This is a genomic window from Methylomonas koyamae, from assembly GCF_006483455.1.
Classification (GTDB): domain Bacteria; phylum Pseudomonadota; class Gammaproteobacteria; order Methylococcales; family Methylomonadaceae; genus Methylomonas; species Methylomonas koyamae_B.
Window position 1 is genome coordinate 23,429 of record NZ_PPPU01000009.1, and the last position, 16,957, is coordinate 40,385.

At 57.5% G+C, this 16,957-nt stretch carries 15 protein-coding genes and 1 other RNA gene; 6 read left to right on the top strand and 10 right to left on the bottom strand.

Annotation, left to right across the window (positions count from 1 at the left end; genetic code table 11):
- Window positions 1-61: 61 nt before the first annotated feature.
- Both C2U68_RS04915 and rsgA read left to right on the top strand, forming a co-directional pair.
- Window positions 62-1,312, top strand: a complete 1,251-nt coding sequence (locus C2U68_RS04915; protein ID WP_140911403.1) for a M48 family metallopeptidase — start codon at window positions 62-64, stop codon at window positions 1,310-1,312.
- The gene (gene rsgA, locus C2U68_RS04920) at window positions 1,312-2,202 is read left to right on the top strand and encodes a ribosome small subunit-dependent GTPase A (protein WP_140911404.1); all 891 of its coding nucleotides are present in this window, start codon (window positions 1,312-1,314) and stop codon (window positions 2,200-2,202) included. The genes C2U68_RS04915 and rsgA overlap by 1 nt, the downstream gene beginning before the upstream one ends.
- Before the next feature lie 26 nt (window positions 2,203-2,228).
- Here the strand turns inward: rsgA and C2U68_RS04925 are convergent, their stop codons facing one another.
- The 8 genes from C2U68_RS04925 to rluC form a co-directional block, all read right to left on the bottom strand.
- Entirely contained in the window at window positions 2,229-2,567 is a 339-nt protein-coding gene (locus C2U68_RS04925) for a histidine triad nucleotide-binding protein (RefSeq protein WP_140911405.1), read from the bottom strand.
- A 9-nt stretch (window positions 2,568-2,576) separates the two neighbouring features.
- Complete coding sequence (gene recR, locus C2U68_RS04930) at window positions 2,577-3,173, bottom strand: recombination mediator RecR (RefSeq protein ID WP_140911406.1); 597 nt, start codon at window positions 3,171-3,173, stop codon at window positions 2,577-2,579.
- A gap of 3 nt (window positions 3,174-3,176) precedes the next feature.
- Window positions 3,177-3,500: a YbaB/EbfC family nucleoid-associated protein gene (locus tag C2U68_RS04935; protein WP_140911407.1), complete on the bottom strand. Its 324-nt coding sequence runs from the start codon at window positions 3,498-3,500 to the stop codon at window positions 3,177-3,179.
- A 16-nt stretch (window positions 3,501-3,516) separates the two neighbouring features.
- The gene (dnaX, locus tag C2U68_RS04940; RefSeq protein WP_140911408.1) at window positions 3,517-5,148 is read right to left on the bottom strand and encodes a DNA polymerase III subunit gamma/tau; all 1,632 of its coding nucleotides are present in this window, start codon (window positions 5,146-5,148) and stop codon (window positions 3,517-3,519) included.
- Between the two features lie 33 nt (window positions 5,149-5,181).
- Window positions 5,182-5,278: signal recognition particle sRNA small type (ffs, locus tag C2U68_RS04945), an RNA gene on the bottom strand.
- A gap of 92 nt (window positions 5,279-5,370) precedes the next feature.
- Window positions 5,371-6,345 carry a signal peptide peptidase SppA gene (sppA, locus tag C2U68_RS04950; protein ID WP_140911409.1) on the bottom strand — a complete coding sequence of 325 codons (975 nt, stop codon included), beginning with the start codon at window positions 6,343-6,345 and terminating at the stop codon, window positions 5,371-5,373.
- Window positions 6,346-6,354: 9 nt separating this feature from the next.
- Window positions 6,355-7,002 carry an HAD-IA family hydrolase gene (locus tag C2U68_RS04955; RefSeq protein ID WP_140911410.1) on the bottom strand — a complete coding sequence of 216 codons (648 nt, stop codon included), beginning with the start codon at window positions 7,000-7,002 and terminating at the stop codon, window positions 6,355-6,357.
- Window positions 6,986-7,945 (bottom strand): 23S rRNA pseudouridine(955/2504/2580) synthase RluC, encoded by a 960-nt coding sequence (gene rluC / locus C2U68_RS04960; protein WP_140911411.1) that lies wholly within the window; start codon window positions 7,943-7,945, stop codon window positions 6,986-6,988. The genes C2U68_RS04955 and rluC overlap by 17 nt, the downstream gene beginning before the upstream one ends.
- A 419-nt stretch (window positions 7,946-8,364) precedes the next feature.
- On the opposite strand from rluC, the gene C2U68_RS04965 reads away from it, so the two are divergent.
- Entirely contained in the window at window positions 8,365-10,554 is a 2,190-nt protein-coding gene (locus C2U68_RS04965; RefSeq protein ID WP_140911412.1) for a ribonuclease E/G, read from the top strand.
- Window positions 10,555-10,602: 48 nt separating this feature from the next.
- Here C2U68_RS04965 and C2U68_RS04970 read toward each other — a convergent pair whose 3' ends face one another.
- Together C2U68_RS04970 and C2U68_RS04975 are read right to left on the bottom strand one after the other, a co-directional pair.
- A complete protein-coding gene (locus C2U68_RS04970) occupies window positions 10,603-11,487 on the bottom strand; it encodes a carbon-nitrogen hydrolase (protein ID WP_140911413.1) in 885 nt (294 codons plus the stop codon).
- A 69-nt stretch (window positions 11,488-11,556) separates the two neighbouring features.
- Window positions 11,557-12,588 (bottom strand): agmatine/peptidylarginine deiminase, encoded by a 1,032-nt coding sequence (locus C2U68_RS04975; protein ID WP_140911414.1) that lies wholly within the window; start codon window positions 12,586-12,588, stop codon window positions 11,557-11,559.
- A gap of 311 nt (window positions 12,589-12,899) precedes the next feature.
- Between C2U68_RS04975 and C2U68_RS04980 the strand changes: the two genes are divergently transcribed.
- The 3 genes from C2U68_RS04980 to C2U68_RS04990 all read left to right on the top strand — a co-directional run bounded on the left by C2U68_RS04980 (window position 12,900) and on the right by C2U68_RS04990 (window position 16,955).
- A complete protein-coding gene (locus C2U68_RS04980; RefSeq protein WP_260839220.1) occupies window positions 12,900-14,939 on the top strand; it encodes a TonB-dependent siderophore receptor in 2,040 nt (679 codons plus the stop codon).
- A 26-nt stretch (window positions 14,940-14,965) separates the two neighbouring features.
- A complete protein-coding gene (locus C2U68_RS04985) occupies window positions 14,966-16,060 on the top strand; it encodes a lipocalin family protein (RefSeq protein WP_140911415.1) in 1,095 nt (364 codons plus the stop codon).
- A 205-nt stretch (window positions 16,061-16,265) separates the two neighbouring features.
- On the top strand, window positions 16,266-16,955 hold the full coding sequence (locus tag C2U68_RS04990) for a YfiR family protein (protein WP_140911416.1): 690 nt from the start codon (window positions 16,266-16,268) through the stop codon (window positions 16,953-16,955).
- Window positions 16,956-16,957: the final 2 nt, after the last annotated feature.

The following is a 16,957-nucleotide window of genomic DNA, read 5'->3' on the forward strand; positions in this document are numbered from 1 at the left end:
GGCGGATTGTAGCATTAGCTAATCTGTACCGCTAATTGTTAACCCCACCCCAATTGGCTTGATGAACACGTTTACCGGCATATTTTTAGCAGCTTTCGTCCTTTCCTACGGCACCCAATTCTGGCTTGCCAGACGCCAAAAACACCACGTCTTGCAACACCGGGACCAAGTTCCCGCAGCGTTCCAAGATCGTGTAACCCTAGCCGCCCACCAAAAAGCCGCCGACTACACCATTGAAAAGGGCAAGTTGCACGATGTCGACAGCGTGGTCGGCATGGTATTTCTGCTGACCTTGACCCTGGGCGGCGGCATCAGTCTGGTGTTCGACTTCTGGTCCACCTTCGAACTGTCGCCGCTGGCCGCCGATTTGGCGGCGATGGCCAGCATCTTTTTACTGATGACGGTGGTCGAGATCCCGTTCAGTTTGTACCAAACCTTCGTCATCGAAGAAAAATTCGGTTTCAACAAAAACACCATTGCGCAATTCGCCAAAGACCAACTATTGTCCCTTGGCCTGACGCTGGTTATCGGCCTGCCGATCCTGGCGCTGCTCCTCTGGGTCATGGACAGCATCGGCAGCCTATGGTGGCTGTATGCCTGGGCGATTCTGATGAGTTTTTCGTTGTTGATGAGCTGGCTGTTTCCGACCCTGATCGCGCCGCTGTTCAATAAATTCGAACCGATGCAGGAAGGCTCGTTAAAGCAAAGGATTCAAGGCTTGCTGGAACGTTGCGGCTTCAGCAGCAACGGCATTTTCATCATGGACGGTTCGCGCCGTTCCGGTCACGGCAATGCCTATTTCACCGGCTTGGGCAACAACAAGCGCATCGTCTTTTTCGATACCTTGGTCAATTCGCTGGACGAAGAAGAGTTGGAGGCGGTTTTGGCGCACGAACTGGGCCATTTCAAATGCAAGCACACCATCAAAATGTTGGCGGCCTCGTCGGTCATGACGCTGGTCAGTTTTGCGGTGTTGGGCTGGCTGATTACCCAGGATTGGTTCTTCGACGGCTTGGGCGTCAGTACCCATTCCAACGCCGCGGCCTTGTTATTGTTCATGCTGGTGTCGCCGGTTTTCACCACCTTCATGCAGCCGATCAGCGCCTACTTCCAGCGCAAGTTCGAATTCGAAGCCGACGATTTCGCCACCCGCAACGCCCAAGGTAAAAAGATGATCAGCGGCCTGGTCAAACTCTACGAAGAAAACGCCAGCACCTTGACGCCCGATCCGTTGTACTCGGCCTTTCATTACAGCCATCCACCGGCTGCGATCCGCATCGCCCACATCGAAGAAAAAATGCAGTCCGCTTGATGACCGAGCTGCAGCAAGGCTTGGTCGTTTCCCACCTCGGCAAGGGTATCGCCGTCGAGGTCGGGGAACAGACCGTGTTGTGCCAGACCCTGCGCAAACTGGACACCGTCGTCGTCGGCGACCAAGTCCTGCTGTCCTTATCCGGCCCGGAACAAGGCCGCATCGAGCAAATCCTGCCGCGCCGCTCGGTATTGCAACGCCCCAGCCGCGGCGACCAGGTTCGACCGGTGGCCGCCAATCTGGATACCATTTTTGTGGTATTTGCCGCCGAACCCGAGTGCGATTTCTTGTTGTTGGACCAATATCTGGCTATCTGCGAAAACTGCAATATCGACGCCGCGCTGGTATTCAACAAGGTCGACATCCCCTGCCACGGGTCGATTCTGGAAGAGCTGAAAATTTATGAGGCGTTGGGCTACCGGCTGCATCGGGTCAGTGCCAAACAGCAATCCGGGCTGGACGAACTGAAACAGGTATTGCGCGGCCAAACTGCAATGTTCGCCGGCCAATCCGGCGTCGGCAAATCCTCCCTGACCAACGCTTTAATACCGGATAGAACGCTGCGGACCAATAGCGTGTCGGCAACGACGCGCCACGGCCGCCACACCACGACCGCGGCTACTTTGTACCATCTGCCCGCCGGCGGCGATTTGATCGACAGCCCAGGCGTTGCCATCTTCGGTTTGGCCGGCTTGTCAGAAGCGCAGCTGGCCTGGGGTTATCGGGAATTCCAGCCCTACATTGGTCAATGCAAATTCAACGATTGCCGCCATGCCGGCGACAAGGATTGTGCCGTCAGGGCCGCGGTCGAATCCGGCGCAATATCCGCCACCCGCTACCAGCGTTATTTGAAATTGCGGGAAAAAATGCCGCCAGCAAACCGCAGTTAACCCTATTCGAAACCGAATGACCTCGATTAACCTGGCGGCCAATGCATCGGCCGGCCGGCCAGCAGGTGCAGGTGCAGGTGAAACACGGTCTGGCCGCCGTCGGCGTTGCAATTAAATACGGTCCGATAGCCGCTGTCGGCGTAACCAAGGTCTTTGGCGATCTGCGCGGCGGTTTGCAGCAAGTGGCCGCCCAGTCCGGCATCGTCCAGTTCGTTTAGCGTGGCGATGTGCCGCTTCGGAATGACCAGCACGTGCAGCGGCGCCTGCGGGTGCAAGTCGCGAAACGCCAGAACTCGATCGTCTTCGAAAACCACATCCGGCTTTATTTCGCCGGCCACCATTTTGCAAAACAAACAATCGCTCATAGTCGCTCCTTAAAGTTCGCGCCGGCCGTTGAACGCGTGCGCCAAAGTACCGCTGTCGATAAACTCCAGTTCGCCGCCCATCGGGACGCCGTGAGCGATGCGGGTAGCCCGCACGCCGAATTTGGCGGCGACGTCGGCAATGAAATGGGCGGTAGCCTGCCCTTCCACCGTAGAATTGGTCGCCAGAATGATTTCCTTGATCTGGCCAGACGCCATGCGCTGTTCGAGCAGATCGAAGCCAAGCTGGTCCGGGCCGATGCCGTCCAGCGGCGACAGGCGGCCGTGCAACACGAAATATTTACCCTTGAACGTGGTCGCCTGATCCACCACCCAAACGTCGGCCGGACTCTCGACCACGCATAAGGTTTCGGCGTCGCGCAGCGGGTTGGCGCAGACTTCGCACAACTCGGCTTCGGTCAAGGTCCGGCACTCGCGGCAATGGCCGATTTGGCTGATCGCCCGCTCCAGAATCTGGCCGAGTTGCAAACCGCCTTCGCGGTTACGCTGCAACAAATGGAAAGCCATCCGCTGCGCCGATTTGGGCCCGACGCCGGGCAGGCAACACAGGCTTTGGATCAACTCTTTCAGCAAGCCCTGGTTCTGCATGTTTTAAAACGGCATTTGGAAACCGGGCGGAATCGGAATCCCGGCCGTGACGTCGGCCATTTTCTCTTTCTTCATTTTCCCGACCTTGTGCACCGCGTCGTTGATCGCCGCAGCCACCAGATCTTCCAGCATGTCTTTATCGTCGCCGACCAGGGACGGATCGATGCTGACTTTACGGACCTCGCGCTTACCGGTCATGATGATCGTCACCAAGCCGCCGCCGGATTCGCCCTGGACTTCCATGGCTTCCAATTCTTCCTGGGCCTTTTTCAAATTTTCCTGCATTTTTTGGGCTTGCTGCATGATGCCCGCGAGTGCGTTTTTCATCTCTGTCTCCAACCATTCAATTCAGCGGTTCGATGCTGCCAGGCACAATTCTGGCGCCGAACGTTTCTTTTAAAGCCTGTACGTTAGGATCGGCATTGATCGTGTCGACCGCTGCCTGTTGCCGGTCTTCTCGAGCTTTTTGGATTTCCAGAGCCGGCGTCATCTGCGTTGCGGCCTGCTGGGTGATAACCAATTTCAACGGTTTACCGTAATAATTTTGCAACGCCAAGCGCAGATTGTCCTCGGCTCTGCTGCCGACTTGGTGAAATCCCGGGTCCAACAATAAGCGACAACTAGTGTCGTCGATGCTGTCCAGCACGCAATTATTGGCTAACTCGCGGGTACGGCCATTGAGGTTCAGCGCGGCGATAATATCGCGCCAGCTGCTGCCGGGCTCTGCGGCCGGAATCGGTTTCGGCGATGCCGGGGCTCTCTCCGCGACCGGCTCGGCGACTGCTTCGACTACCGGCGCCGACCTTGCAACCGAAGATTCGGCGCTGGCCGCCGTTTTCGGCGCGACCGGAGCTTGAACTGGCGCGGCCGTTACCGGCGTCGGCTTTTCCATCGCCGCCGGGCGAAAAGCCAGCATTCGCAATAGCGTCATTTCGAAACCGCTGCGCGGATCGGGCGCCAACACTAAGTCGCGTTGGCCGGTCAAGCCGATCTGATAGTACAACTGCACGTCCGCCGGGGTTAACCGGTTCGCCAGTTCGTCCAGCAACTGCTTGTCGAATTCTTGGTCGACGAAGCCGGGCACTTGTTGCAATACGGCAACGCGATGCAATACCCGCAACATTTGCTGCAAAATCTCGGCGAAGTCCGGCGTCAGTTGCGCCACGTCGGCGACCTTGGCCAACACTTGGCGGGCGTCGCCGGCTGCCAAGGCCAATAGAATGTCGTCGACCGGCTGCTGGGCGACGGCACCGAGCATGCCCAGCACGGCATCCGCGCTTACCGAGCCGCTGCCGTAGACGATGGCCTGGTCCAGCAGGCTCAAGGCGTCGCGCAAACTGCCGTCGGCCGCTCGCGCCAGCATTTTCAGAGCCTGGGCTTCGAATCCAATATTTTCCTCGCCGAGGATGAATTGCATCTGCCGGTCGATTTGCTCCGGGGTTAGCCGTTTCAAGTTGAACTGCAGGCAACGCGATAACACGGTGATCGGAATCTTGTGCGGATCGGTGGTCGCCAGCAGAAACTTGACGTGCGGCGGCGGCTCTTCCAGCGTTTTCAGCAACGCATTGAAGCTGTGTCCGGACAGCATGTGCACTTCGTCGATCAGATAGACCTTGTAGCGGCCCTGGTTCGGCGCGTATTGGGCGTTATCCAGCAGATCGCGGGTATCTTCGACCTTGGTACGGGAAGCGGCATCGACTTCGACCAAGTCCATAAACCGGCCTTGTTCAAAAGCCTGACAGACCGGGCAAGCGCCGCAAGGATTGAAGTTTTGCAGATTTTCGCAGTTGATCGCTTTGGCGAGGATTCTGGCGACCGTGGTTTTGCCGACGCCGCGGGTGCCGGTAAACAGATAGGCATGATGCAAGCGCTGATGTTGCAACGCATGAATCAGAGACTGGCTGACGTGCTCCTGGCCGACGAGCTGAGTGAAGTTGCTGGGACGCCATTTTCTGGCAAGAACCTGATAAGCCATTAGCAACGGAAGCGGCAGGAGATTGGGCGGCTACTGCGCCAGCCGCATCCCGGCACACGAATCCGCTGCTACCGTTGCTTCCTTCCGGACCTGGCGGGGTTTACAGCGTATCGTTGCGAGAGGACCGACACAGTAACCATAAAAACATCAGCGACTGGCTGAAGAGCTGGCTATTATCCTTAAATCGCCACGATTAGGCAAGCGGCGAAACATAAACTTTGCTTAGCGAAGGCCGCCAATGTTCAGAGCAATAGCAATGCTGTGACCGAATGCGGCGCCGAAACGGCCGGCCAAGCGATCGATCAAGCGTTCGTGCGGCGTGAAATTGACCGTGTCCTCAGTGCCGAATTGCTCGCGCACGACCGAATCGATGCTGCCGAAGCCGTCCGCCAAACCCAATTTCACGCCTTCCTGCCCTGACCATACCAATCCGGAAAACATTTCCGGACTCTCTTTCAAGCGCTCACCGCGTCCGGCTCTGACTGCCTCGATAAACTGCTGGTGGACTTGGTTCAACAGGGATTGCATGTGCTTGCTTTCCTGCGCATTCACCGGCGAGAACGGATCGAGCATGGCTTTATGCTCCCCCGCAGTCAATAAGCGCCGCTCCACACCCAATTTCTCCAACACATTGCTGAAACCAAAACCATTCATCACGACACCGATTGAGCCGATCAAGCTGGATTGGTTGACATAAATCTTGTCGCTGGCCGAAGCAATGTAATACCCGCCCGACGCGCAGATATCGCCAACCACGGAGTAAATCGGCAATTGCGGATGCTGAGCTTTCAAACGCCTGATTTCGTCATAGACGTAAGCCGATTGCACGGCGCTGCCGCCCGGCGAATTGATATTCAGAATGATGCCTTTGGTATTTTTATCCTTTGCCGCATCGCGCAGGCCTTCGATGATGGTATCGGCCGCCGCGCCTTCGCCCTCGGCGATCTGGCCCAACACGTCGACGATCGCCACGTGCTGCGCCGACCCGGTCTCAACCTCTTGTTTCAGTTGCGGGTACAAAGCCACACCCAGCGCCACCGACAAATAGGCGAAAGTCAGCAATTTGAAGAAAATACCCCAGCGCCGCGCCGCTTTCTGCTCGGCAATTGCGGCGAACGCCAGCTTCTCGAGTACCGCTTTTTCCCAGCCGGGAGCGTTCTGGTCTGAATTGTCGGGATGCTGTTGATTCGTATCCACCGTGACCTCCTAAAGTAATTCAAGCAAATCCGTCGGGTAATCCAGACAAACCAGCGGATTGTATTGCCGCAGTGTTTCTCTGGAGTGAGCACCGCATGTGACGGCCGCCGCCGCGACACCGGCATTCAGCGCCATTTGCATGTCGTGCGCGGAATCGCCGACCAGCAAGGCCCGCTGTTTGTCGATTCCGAGTTCGGCCAAAATTTCGGTCACCATCAACGGGTCGGGCTTCGAGGCGGTCTGGTCCGAGCTGCGGGTAGTGCAAAACAAATCCGCTACGCCGGTGCCGCGCAGGGATTGATCCAGGCCAGCGCGTTTCTTGCCAGTAGCCACCGCCAAGCGCAAGCCATCGGTACGCAGGCGTTGCAACATGTTCGCAACGCCCGGAAACAAATCCGCCGGACCGATCTGCCGCGAGAAAAACGCCTCGCTGTAAACAGCGGCCAACCGTTGCCTTGTTTCGGCATCCGCACCGGGAAACAATTGCAGCGTCGCGTTATCGACACTCAAACCGATAATGTCCTTAATGGCCGCTACCGACGGCACGTCGCGGCCGCAAGTCTCAGCCGCCTGTTGAATGCAGTGGACTATCCAGTCCACCGAATCCATCAAGGTACCGTCCCAATCGAAAATGATTAAATCAAAGCGGTTTTTCATGGTCGATCAATTGCTGCAAATCGCTGGGCAACGGTGCAAAGAAATGTAAAGGTTTACCGGTTAGCGGATGGGCAAACTGCAGTTGTTCGGCATGTAAAAACAGCCGCTTGTAGCCGCGCTTTTTAAACATTTTATTGGTCTCGTCGTCTCCGTAGCGGTCGTCCGCGACTATCGGATGCCCCAGCCACGCCGCATGCACCCGAATCTGGTGGGTGCGGCCGGTCTTCGGCGCCGCATGCACCAGCGTGGCATCCTGGTATTGCTTCAGCCGGGTGAACAACGTTTCCGCAGTCTTACCCGCTTGACTCACCACTACCATTCGCTCGCCGCCTTGGGCGACATTCTTCAGCAACGGCACGTCGACTACCTGTTTTTTGCGCTGAAATTGCCCGGCCAGCAAAGCCAGATAGGTCTTCTGAATGCCGTCGCCGCGAAAAAGTTCATGCAACACCTTTAGCACCGAGCGCTTCTTCGCGATCAGCAAACAGCCGGAAGTCTCCTTATCCAGCCGATGCACCAGCTCCAGAAACTTCTGCTGCGGCCGAATTTGGCGCAACCCCTCGATCACGCCGGAACTGACGCCGCTGCCGCCATGCACAGCAAATCCGGCCGGCTTGTTCAGTACGATAAAGCCGTCGTCTTCGTAGAGAATGTGGTTTTCCAGGCTGAACTTCAAGGTGGGCTGGACGATGACTTCGTCTTTTTTGTCCGCAACCCTGACTGGGGGAATGCGCACGATGTCGCCAATCTGCAGTTTATAACTGACGTCGGTACGACCCTTGTTGACGCGTACTTCGCCCTTTCTGACCATCCGGTAAATTCGGGTTTTCGGTACGCCTTTGAGATAAAAGATCAGAAAATTATCGAGCCGTTGTTCGTTGTTCGCCTCGGTGATTTCCAGCCATTGGACTTGCGGGTTAGTCGGGTCTGATGCACTACTCATGCGGCAAATGATAGCAACATATGCACGAGCCATGTTTAAAATTGCTGGTCCGAATAAACATTGCTATATTAGGCTGGTTTATCTTTGGATAGACTTTAATTATAAAAATTTAAAACCATGGTTTTAGCGCTGTTCCGCCGCGCCAGACTTATAAAGAATTTTCTCGGGTTTTGTCGCTCAACCCATGATGAGCGAGCTGCATCCTTTGCGTAGAGTTCGGTACAACAGACCTCCCACTTTTCAAGCGCCACGCTCGGCATTGCCGACACCCACTGCGACAATAACTACAAGATATTGCAGTTTTCAGTCAGTCCGGCCGCTCAACTAAAAGTCATATTGGGAAACACGCCGCCTTTATCCGCGACAACCAAACCTGTTCACGCTCTAGTTAGGATACACAGAACAATAAGGATAATTAAATGAAAAGAATGCTTATCAACGCCACGCAGCCCGAAGAGCTGCGGGTGGCATTGGTAGATGGCCAGAAACTTTACGATTTCGACATCGAAGTTCCATCGAAAGAACAAAAAAAATCCAATATTTACAAAGGCATCATCACCCGGGTTGAACCCAGTCTCGAAGCCGCCTTCGTCAACTACGGCGCCGAAAAACACGGCTTTCTGCCGTTCAAGGAAATCGCCCCGGAATACCGCACCGGCGACGGTCAGGAAGGTAAAAGCTCCAGCAAAAGCAATATTCGCGAAGGCCAGGAAATCGTCGTTCAAATCGAAAAAGAAGAACGCGGCAACAAAGGCGCGGCGCTAACGACCTACATCAGTCTGGCCGGCACCTATCTGGTGCTGATGCCGAACAACCCCAAAGCCGGCGGCATCTCCCGCCGCATCGAAGGCGAAAACCGCAGCGAATTGCGCGAAACCATGGCGGCACTGGAAATCCCGGACAGCATGGGCCTGATCATCCGCACCGCCGGTTCCGACAAAAACGTCGAAGAATTGCAGTGGGATTTGAACTACCTGATGCAACTATGGGAGGCGATAGACCGCTCCAGCCAGGAACAAACGGCACCATTCCTGATTTTCCAGGAAAGCAACGTCATCATCCGCGCGCTACGCGATCATTTGCGCGGCGACATCGACGAAATCCTGATCGACCAGGAAGGCGCCTACAAGCTGGTGCATAACTTCCTGAAACAGGTGATGCCGCACAATCTGCACAAGGCCAAACTGTACCAGGATAGCGTGCCGTTGTTCAGCCGCTACCAGATCGAAACCCAGATCGAGATGGCCTACAAACGCGAAGTTTCACTGCCATCCGGCGGCTCGATCGTCATCGACCACACCGAAGCGTTGACCTCGATCGACATCAACTCGGCCCGCGCCACCAAAGGCAGCGACATCGAAGAAACCGCGCTCAACACCAACCTGGAAGCCGCCGACGAAATCGCCCGCCAACTGCGTTTGCGCGACTTGGGCGGCCTGTTCGTGATCGACTTCATCGACATGATGTCCAACAAAAACCAGCGCGAGGTGGAAAACCGGCTGCGCGACGCGCTGAAAATCGACCGCGCCCGCATCCAGACCGGCCGCATCTCCCGCTTCGGCTTGATGGAAATGTCGCGCCAACGCTTGCGGCCGTCTTTGGGCGACTCGACCCAGTTGACCTGCCCGCGCTGCAAAGGCCAAGGCACGATCCGTAACGTCGAATCGGTCACGCTGGCCGTACTGCGCTTGATCGAAGAAGAAGCGATGAAAAAAGGCACCGAGCGCGTCATCGCCCACTTGCCGATCGATTGCGCCACCTTCCTGCTCAACGAAAAACGTGCCTCGATTCAGGAAATCGAGTCCCGGCTGCAAGTCGGCATCATCGTGTTGCCGAGCAAACACCTCGAAACGCCGGCTTACGACATCGAGCGCATCAAAGCCACCGGCGACAGCGAAGAGAAGGCCAGCCATTTGCAGATCAAGGAAGAAGACATCACGGTTCCGGAGTTCGCCAAACAACTGGGTCCGAAAACCGAAAAAGCCGCAATCAAGGAGTTTCTGCCTGACTCGCCGGCCCCGGTTCAAAGTAAGAAAACTTCGGCCAGCCTGATCCAGCGCTTCTGGCAACGCCTGATCGGCGCCGGTAAAACCGTCGAAAACGCCGAAGCCGCCGAAAAAAGCGGTGAAGATAAAGCCAAACCCGGCCGCAACAATCGCCGCGACCGTGGTGAGCGCGGTGAACGTGGCGCCGGCCGCAACAACAATCGCCGTAACGGCAATCGCCGCCCGGCTCCAGCGGCAACAACCGGCCAGGACACCGTCGCAAACCTAAGCGACGAAGCCAAACCGGCAGCGACCGGCGAGCTAGACTCGGGACTAGACAACGCTGCGAAAAAAGCTTCAGGCACGCCGGATCGGGAGCGCAGCCGCCGCAGCCGTAGTCGCCGCCGAGGACCGCGCAACGGCGCCGAAAAACGTAGCGAGCCGAATGGTATCGGCGCAAACGGCGAGCAACACACCGCCGAATCCGCTCCACCCGCACCTGCCGACCGCGCAGAATTCCGCAACCCAAGCCGTAGCGCCGACAGCGACCATGCGGAACGGAGTCCGCGCCCGGCAGAAACCCCGCGCGATTACGAACCTGTCCGCACCGCGGCCGAAGACTGATACGGTCTTGGCGGGCACCGTCGAACACGGCGCCCGCCTACCCGAGGCTCAATCGATATAACGCCGCAACAAATCCTGGTACGCCTCAATGCGGCGGTCACGCAAAAACGGCCAAATCCGCCTAACATCTTCGCTACGCCACACATCAATCTCGGCAAACAACAACAAATCCTGTTTATCGTCGGCGCTGGCCAGGATTTCGCCCTGAGGGCCGGCGATAAAACTGTTTCCCCAAAACTGGATGCCTTGCGCCTGGTCCGGCGCCGCTTCGAAGCCGATACGGTTACAGGAAATCAGCGGCAGACCGTTGGCGACGGCATGCCCGCGCTGCACTGTCACCCAGGCATCGCGCTGCCGCGTTTGCTCGCCTGCGTCGTCGCTCGGATCCCAACCGATGGCGGTCGGATAAATCAGCACTTCGGCCCCGGCCAATGCCATTAGCCGCGCCGCCTCCGGGTACCACTGGTCCCAGCAGATCAATACCCCCAATTTACCGATCGAGGTTTCAATCGGCCGAAAGCCGAGATCGCCCGGCGTAAAATAAAATTTCTCGTAAAACCCCGGATCGTCCGGAATATGCATCTTGCGGAATGTCCCGGCGATGCTCCCGTCTTTGTCGAACACCACGGCCGTATTGTGGTAGAGCCCCGGCGCCCGCCTTTCGAAGATCGTCGATACGATCACGACTTTATTGTCGGCCGCGACTTGCGCCAGCACCTCGCAGGTCGGCCCCGGCACCGGCTGGGCCAAGTCGAAGCAGGCAGTGTCTTCGCTTTGGCAAAAATAATGGTCCAGATGCAGTTCGGGCAGCACGACCAAATCGGCATTGCGCTTGGCAGCCGCTTCGATCTGATTAATGGAATAGGCCAGATTGGTTTCCCGGCCGCGATTGCACGGTTGCTGGACCGCACAAGCGGTAATGGTTCTTTTCATACTTATAACTGTTAACGATAGTCTGACGGCGCGAAAATCCGCGCCGGAAGGAGCTGAAGGAATGGAATGTTAAAAATTCAGTTTGACGACGGCCGGCACCTGCATGCTGGCGCAATGCAAGCTGCCGTATTGGTGCACCAACGCTCGGCACGGCACGGGGACAATTTCGCGATCCGGGAAGCAAGCCGCCAAACGCTCCACCGCCAAGGCATCGTTGGCATCGTCGTACACCGGCACCAGCAGCGCACCGTTGATAATCAGAAAATTGGCGTAGTTGGCCGGCAAACGCTGACCATGTTCGTCGAAGATCGGCTTCGGCAGCGGCAACGCCACCAGTTTATAAGCCGCGCCAGCCTCAGTGCGGAAAGCCTGTAACTGGGCCTCCATATTTTTCAAGCCGGCATAATGCGGATCTTCGCTATCCTCGCAAGCGGTATAGGCGATGGTATCGACACTGCAAAACCGCGCCAGCGTATCGATATGGGCATCGGTATCGTCGCCGGCCAGATTGCTTTGTTCGACCCACAGCACCCGCTTCGCCCCCAGATAATTCTGTAACTGGCCGGTAATCGCTTCCGCCGACAGGCCGGGGTTGCGGTTCGGGTTGAACAAGCAGTTCTTGGTGCTCATTATGGTACCTTGGCCGTCGGATTCGATGCTGCCGCCTTCCAACACCAAATCCAGCGTCGCGGTCGGATGCCCCTTGAAAATCGGATGGGCGAACAATGCCAGATTCAGCGCATCGTCGGCGGCGTGCGGATATTTGTTGCCCCAACCGTTGAAACGGAAATTCAGCATCTGCACCGCGGCTTTCGGATGCTGCCACTCCAGGGTCAGAAATACCGTATCGCGCAGCCAGATGTCGTTGTAATCGGCTTGAACATAATGAATCTGAGGATTGTGCGGCAGTTGCGTCTGAATATGTTGTTGATGTTCGCCGTCCTTACAGATCACCACCAACGGCTGAAACCGGCTGATCGCGGTAGCGGCGGCATGATAGCAATCCTCGACCGCGGACAAATTGCTGAAATCGCCGCTGTGGTGCGGCCAGGCGATGATAACCGCCGCTTGTGGTTCCCATTCGGCTGGAAAGCGAATCATGGAGTACTCCCGGGTAAATGACTGAAAAAACGGCGCATTGTACCAATAGCCGGCGTTGAAGACTTGTCCGGCATACGTTTATTCGCGCCGAGATGGCTGACGCCGGCAACGGGAAACGACAATAACCGGTGCGGCCCGGCAAGCAGCCGGCGATAACTCGCAGAAAACTAAGCCTTAAGCCTTGCTTTTTGAAAATTACCGCCATACTTAAACCGCCCCTGGCCCTTTACCAAGACCTTACAGGCAGCAACCCTTTGCCTTGACGACACCGACGCTCATTTGCCGCTAGCCACGTTAACCCGCCGCCCACCATGAAACCGCACCGACTACCGTTTCCCTGCCCGTTTGCACCGGCAATGTCCGGTTCGCGTAACATTTTTTTCGGTTTGGCCTTAAGCCTGAGTTACGCAGCGGCGGCCGACGAACCGGCGCCGACGCTGGAGGAGTTATCGATCAATGACCTGATGCAAATGGAAGTGTCGTCAGCCTCCCGCAAGACCCAAACCGTGTCCGATACGGCCGCCGCCGCATTTGTCATCAGCCAGGACGACATTCGCCGCTCCGGCGCGACCTCGATCCCCGATGCGCTGCGGCTGGCACCCGGCATCGAAGTTGCACAAATCACCGCCAGCGTCTGGTCGGTGACCGCGCGCGGTTTCAACGGCCGCTATGCCAATAAACTGCTGGTATTGATGGACGGCCGCTCGGTTTACACCCCACTGTTCTCCGGCGTGTTCTGGGACTTGCAGGACACGATGATGGAAGACATCGAGCGCATCGAAGTCATCCGCGGCCCCGGCGCCGTCATGTGGGGTGCCAATGCGGTGAACGGCGTGATCAACATCATCACCAAAAAAGCCAAGGATACCCAAGGCAACCTGTTTGTGGCCGGCGGCGGCAACCAGGAAACCGGATTCGCCGGCTACCGCCACGGCGGCCGGGTCGGCGACGACGGCAATTACCGGGTCTACGCCAGAACCTTCGAACGCAATACGTTCGTCAGCAACACCGGCGAACGCCTGCATGACGACTGGCGCTCGGTGCAGGGCGGTTTCCGGGTCGACAACCGCATCTCCAACGACAATCGCTATACCGTACAAGGCGACGTCTACCGCAAGAATGTCGGCAACACGGTGCCGGCGCAAACGGTCGCTCCGCCGTTCAATTCGCCCTTTAATACCGACGACCATGCCGAAGGCGCCAATTTGTTAGCGCGCTGGGAAGGCAATCTCAGCGACGGTTCCGAGTTTATGCTGCAAGGCTATTACGACCGGGTCAATTTCAGCGCGGCAGCCCTGTCCGACAGTCAGGACATGTTCGACATCGACTTTCAGCATCGCCTGCATCCGAATCCCGACCACGACTTGATGTGGGGGGCCAGCTACCGTTTCATTCGCAGTGCAACCAACGGCAGCGCGGCAATCGCGTTCAACCCGACCAGCCTGGGCTACCACAACGGCAGCGCCTTCGTGCAGGACGACATCACGCTGATCGACGACACCTTACGCTTGACCTTGGGTACCAAACTGGAAGAAAGCCACTTCGGCAACACCCAGGTGCAACCCAACGCCCGACTGATGTGGACGCCAGACCCGAAACACTCGGTGTGGGCCTCGGTATCCAGGGCCGCACGCACGCCGTCGCGCGGAGAGGCGCAGGCCAATATCGCCTTGGGGGGAATACCGACCGGCCTACCCGCACCTTTCGATCAGATTCAGATTATCGGCCGCCCCAATTCCGACTTACGAGCCGAGAAAGTGTTTAGCGCCGAAATCGGCTACCGGGCGCAATGGTCCGAGCATTTTTCCACCGATATCGCCGCTTTCAGCAACCACTATACCGACCTGATCATGTTCCGCCAGGGAACGTTGGACTTCGCCACGTTAACTCAGCCCTTGATCTGGTACAACAACAGTCGCGAAGTCACCACCCGCGGCATCGAAATCGCCAGCGAATGGCAAGCCCTGGACTGGATGCGCTTTACCGGCAATTACAGCCACCTGAAAATAGAGCGCCCCTACGACAGCAACAATCCGGATATCGCCGGCCTTAGCCCGCGTCACCGCGGCTCGCTACGCTGGCAAATGGACTTGCCGGAAAGAATCAAACTGGACCTGACCTTGCGTTACGTCGGCAAACTGGCCGCCCTCAGCCAGGAAGTACCCGCCTACACCACCTTCGACGCCCGTTTGGCTTACGAACCCATTGCCGGCCTGGAACTGGCATTCGTCGCCCAAAACCTGTTTTCGCCCAGGCATCCCGAATTCCAAGATTCGGCCGCCATTTCGCTACCCGGCGCGGCGGCGGAAGTGCCGCGTTCGCTGTACGGCAAACTCAGTTGGCGTTTTTAATTTCTTTCCATTTGCGAGCGGTTAACATGCGAGACTTCTTAAAAAAATACTTACCCTGGATCATCGCCGGCGTTGTGTTGCTGGTCGGCTGGTTGTTGCCGAACTGGCTACCCTGGCTATTGTTGGCTCTAACGCTGGCAGCCTGGTTATTCTTGCCGCGCCGCGGCCTGATCGGCCCGGTTGAACTGCCTGCGGACGACGCGTTCTTACCGACCGAGCAGGTGCAATGGTGGTACTGGACCGGACATTTGCTCACTGACGACGGCCGCCGCTTCGGCTTCGAAGTGGTGTTTTTTTCTTTCGACAGCCTGGTAATTTTTCGCGACCAACTGGTACAGGCTGCGGTGACCGACATCGACGGCCAAAAATTCAGTTTCGAAGAATTCGTCGAATTTCATTTACCCCAACGCACGCCGAACGGTTTTAACCTGACCTCCGGCAAAGACAACAAAGTCACGGCAGTCGGCGGCGGCGGCAACGACCGCTTGCATGCCGAGGTCGACGGCTATGTCCTGGATCTGGAATTGAAATCGACGCAAGAACCGGCCTTGCATTACGGCGGCGACGCCCACCCCTACCGGTTCGGCGGCTACACCTACTACTATTCGCGGCCGAAAATGGCCACGACCGGCACCATCAGCTTCGGCGGACAGACCTTTAAGGTCAGCGGCAACAGCTGGTTCGACCGCCAGTACGGCGAGCTCTACCAAGCCATTCAACAAGGCTGGCAATGGTTCGCGATCGAGCTCGACGACAACCGGCAAATCATGTTGTTCGATTTCAAAGGCAACGACAGCTCGGTGGAAAAATCCGGCTCGATCACCGACGCCGAAGGCCGCACGGTAACCCTGGCCGCCCACGAGTTCGAAGTGACGGTGCTGGGTGAATGGACCAGCCCTCACACCGGCTGTACGTATCCGTCCGGCTGGTCTGTGGAGGTGCGCGGCGAGAAATTCACGGTGGAACCCCAAGTCAAAGACCAGGAATTGCGGGCGCAACACAAACTGTGGATCGGACCGATCTACTGGGAAGGCACCTGCAGTGTGGCCGGTGCCAGCGCCGGCCAGGCCTACGTGGAATTGAACGGCTTTTGCCGCTGCCCGAGCAAAGGTCTGTTATAGACTGCGGCGCACAGCGGCGCCTAGTGCGCCGCGGAGTGGCGCGCCCGCCGATGCGCTCAGTAGCCACCGAGCGTAAAAGTCGAACCGTGTTTGGGGGCCTGGGGCATAATTTAACCGGCAACGCCGACAACCGCAGCCCAAGCCCGGATGCGCTTTGACCGAGTCAAGCCCGCCGCCAAACGATCCGCGTCTCACCACACGACCTATGACGACAACCGCACCAGACGTAACATTAACCACGGCTGCAGCCAAATTGCGCAGCCGGGCATTGTCGCGTCCGCCGTTCGGCCCGAGCGTTGCGGCCTCAGCCTGGGTGGCACGATTGCTAAACCTTACCCGCTGCAGCCGCTCGCATCGGCCCAGTTTACTATCCATCCTGTGTTTGCTGGTACTGCTGGCGGCCAGCGCTGGGCAAGCGCTGGCCGCCGAAGCGCTGTCCGAAGCCCAAATCAAAGCGGCGTACCTGTACAACTTCGCCAAATTCGTGGAATGGCCGGCAACCGGGGCGCCGGCTGGCGCCGAGATCAACCTGTGCGTGATCGGCAACAATGTGCTGGAAGGGGCCGTGCAAGCGCTGGACGGGCGCAAAGCCGGCGAACGCGGTTTGAAAGTCAGCCAGCGCAACCACACCGACGCCTCCTTCGCCGACTGCCAGTTGCTGTATATCGGCAGTTCCGAGCAACCGCGGGTGGTACCGATTCTGAAAAACTTGGGTAACGCGCCGGTGCTGACACTATCCGACATCGGCGATTTTGCCGAAAAAGGCGGCGCCATCGCCCTGCTGTTCCGCGACAACAAGGTCGTGTTCGAAGTGAATCTGGAATCGATCCGCAACGCCGGCCTGCGGCTTCCCGGCCAACTGTTGAACATCGCCACCCATGTCTACGGGAGATAGAA